Source organism: Haliea salexigens DSM 19537, assembly GCF_000423125.1.
GTDB lineage: Bacteria > Pseudomonadota > Gammaproteobacteria > Pseudomonadales > Halieaceae > Haliea > Haliea salexigens.
In genome coordinates, this window is the sequence record NZ_AUHJ01000056.1 from 1 (window position 1) to 2,899 (window position 2,899).

The 2,899-nt window shown below is 63.2% G+C and carries 3 protein-coding genes and 1 pseudogene; 2 read left to right on the forward strand and 2 right to left on the reverse strand.

What is annotated here, in order from left to right:
• Positions 1–80: 80 nt before the first annotated feature.
• Positions 81–446, forward strand: a pseudogene (locus G533_RS24325) (IS110 family transposase); the annotation flags it as partial.
• Positions 447–574: 128 nt separating this feature from the next.
• Positions 575–2,089 carry a carboxylesterase/lipase family protein gene (locus tag G533_RS23025; protein ID WP_084639182.1) on the forward strand — a complete coding sequence of 505 codons (1,515 nt, stop codon included), beginning with the start codon at positions 575–577 and terminating at the stop codon, positions 2,087–2,089.
• Positions 2,090–2,180: 91 nt separating this feature from the next.
• Here G533_RS23025 and G533_RS0119150 read toward each other — a convergent pair whose 3' ends face one another.
• Together G533_RS0119150 and G533_RS25040 are read right to left on the reverse strand one after the other, a co-directional pair.
• A complete protein-coding gene (locus tag G533_RS0119150) occupies positions 2,181–2,708 on the reverse strand; it encodes an IS5 family transposase (protein ID WP_027951291.1) in 528 nt (175 codons plus the stop codon).
• Positions 2,692–2,899: hypothetical protein (locus G533_RS25040; protein ID WP_205622670.1), on the reverse strand; the 208-nt coding region annotated here is incomplete at its 5' end. The genes G533_RS25040 and G533_RS0119150, both read right to left, overlap by 17 nt.

Sequence of the window (2,899 nt, forward strand, 5' to 3'; positions counted from 1 at the left end):
TTGAGGGAATTGTTGCCCGGGCTGGTGTGCCGGTTGCGCTCAGCGCGCCGGGCCGGCCCGGCGCAGGCGCCGGATGAAGCACAAGCGCGGGATCCAACGAATCCGCCGGACGGGTCAAATCCACCAAAACACGGCCCGGCAACCGGTACCTCAAAGGTGCCCTGGGCATCGCTGCTCTGTCCTGCGCGAAATCGAAGAACACCTACCTCGGTGCCAGATACCGGCGCATTGCCTCCCGGCGCGGACCCGCCAAAGCCCTCGTCGCCGTCGAACACTCCATCCTCACCGCAGCGTGGCACATGCTCACCACCGGCGAACTCTACAACGACCCCGGCGCCGACTACTTCACCCGGCAGACACCCGTTAAAACCATGGCCCGGGCCGTCAGACAACTAGAATCCCTCGGCTATCAAGTCATTCTCGAACCCCTGCAACAGACCGGATAACACCGCTCACCCCACGCACCCCACCGCACTCACCTAATTTTCATGTCAGAGGGGTTGACGAACGTCACATTTTCAGTCATCCTCTTGAATACAGAAATATTCTCTGCAAATTATGAAAGGTCGGTTCCATGCTCAACCCGGTGCTAACTCAAACAGGTCCAGTCCAAGGCCGTGAAGATGACGGGGTGCGCAGTTGGCTCGGGATCCCCTACGCCGCGCCGCCCTGGGGCCGGCACCGATTCGCACCGCCCCAGGCCCCTACTCCATGGAGCTCTGTTCGCGATGCCTCCTCGTACGGGCCCCCGGCGCCCCAGGTCCTGCAACTGCCTGGCTCGGAGATCCCGCCGTCAACCGATCCGGCACCTGACTGTCTGACCCTCAACATCTGGGCCCCGAGTGCAGCTCCAGAGGCATTGCCGGTCATGGTGTGGTTCCACGGCGGAGCCTACCTCGCCGGGGCAGGTTCAGAACGGGCGTACAACGGGACCGCACTGGTCCGCGAGGGCGTCCTGGTTGTCACCGTGAACTACCGGTTGGGTGTGGACGGCTTCGGACAGATCGACGGCGCCGTTTCCAACCGCGGGATCCTCGACCAGATCGCGGCACTGGAATGGGTGCGGGACAACATTGCCGGCTTCGGAGGTGACCCGCAAAAGGTCACAATCTTCGGAGAATCCGCAGGCGCCGGATGTGTCCTGGCCCTGCTAACCATGCCACGCGCCCGCAATCTGTTCCATCGGGCCATCGCCCAGAGTATTCCTCGGATGTTCTTCTCCCCACCACTCGCGCACTCGGTCACCCAGGCCGTCGCCGCCGCAGCCGGCATCGAAGGAACAGCAGATGCACGCACCCTTGCGACGTTGACTCCTCAGACGCTGGCCGACGCAACGCGGCTGGTCATCAGCACCATGGGAAACCGCGCCGACGAATGGGGTACCCTCGCCTACACTTCCTCGTCGTCTGGGCCGATCTTTGGGCCGATCGTGGACGGAGACACGATGCCGGAGGACCCATGGACGGCGCTTCGAAATGGCGCCGCCCGCGAAATACCCATAATCACCGGCCATACCCGCGACGAATACCGTCTTTTCACCGCCCTACGAAAGCGGTTTAGCATCACCACGGAAGAAGCGGACACCGCCCTGCACATCTTCGCACCCAACGGAGACGCCGACGGCTACCGCGCCATTATGCCGCAAGCAGAACCCGGGGAGCTCTACGAAAAGGTCAATACCGACTACCTGTTCCTCGCCCCTACACTGCAGGCTGCCATGGCCGGCGCCGACGCCGGGGGACACGTGTTCGTCTACGAGCTGTGCATCGACCCGGTAGGGGGCATGGGCTCCCCGCACGCCATTGACTTGCCCTTGACCTTCAACACCCTGGACACCGGAATGGGAGCGCTGATCCCGGAGCCAACTGACTCAGTGATCGAATCCGGCATCCGGATGCGCAGCGCATGGACCCGCTTCGCCGCAACCGGAAACCCGGGATGGCCGCAGTGGGGCCCAGACCAGTCGGTACAGATATGGGGCGGCGAGAACCCTGTGGTGCGCTACCCCGAATCGGAACGGCTTGAACTGTCCCTGACGGATAGTTGCGGCGCCCTCGAGCTATTGCAACATCAAGAGCTGGGCCGGTGAACGCCCAACCAGGACGCCGCCACCGCTTTCATCCTTACCCGGCCCCGTGATTCACACGATCGAACGCTGCGCAGGAATTCTTCCTCGTTCGCTAGGGCGTGTCTCCTAAAGCTGTCAGCCAGATGATGATTGCCCGGAGAACTGCTCCGCCGCGGTAAGTCAGGGCGAGCTTGTCATAGCGGGTCGCCAGGGCCCGCCATTGCTTGAAGATGTTGAAGTTTCGTTCGACGACATTTCGGCCCTTGTAGTCCTCTTTGTCGAAGGCAGGCGGCCTGCCACCGGTGGAACCTCGTCGCTTTCGGTGGCCAATCTGGTCGGACGGTTGCGGGATGACTGCGGTAATACCGCGGTCGCGGAGGTGGGTTCGGATCGCTCTCGAGGAGTAGGCCTTGTCACCGCGGACGCGGTCCGGGCGGGTTCTGGGTCTGCCCTGACCCGCCCGGTTGATCTTCAGCTGGTTCATGAGGTGGGCGAACATCGGCGCGTCCCCGCCCTGGCCCGGAGCGACTAGCAGAACCAAGGGCCTGCCTTTGCCATCAACCAAGGCGTGAATCTTGGTGCTCAATCCGCCCCGGGACCGTCCAACCGCATGATCGTCCGGCTCAGCAAACAGATTCATGTAATTCGAACCGGCCCCCTGTGGTGCGCGGCAGGTTGGTGCCGTGCTGGTGGGCACGGTTCACCGTCGAATCGACCGAGACCGACCAATCCACTTTGGGCTCGGCGGGCCCCATCAGCAGCTGGCGCACAACGAGCGTCAACCGACGACCGGGATGTCGACGGCGATCGCGGGCGTTCAACTTGTCACCG

Bases quoted from the DNA above. Each gene is read 5' to 3' on its own strand.
- G533_RS23025 (WP_084639182.1), top strand. From the start codon at position 575: ATGCTCAACCCGGTGCTAACTCAAACAGGTCCAGTCCAAGGCCGTGAA.
- G533_RS0119150 (WP_027951291.1), bottom strand. From the start codon at position 2,708: ATGAATCTGTTTGCTGAGCCGGACGATCATGCGGTTGGACGGTCCCGG.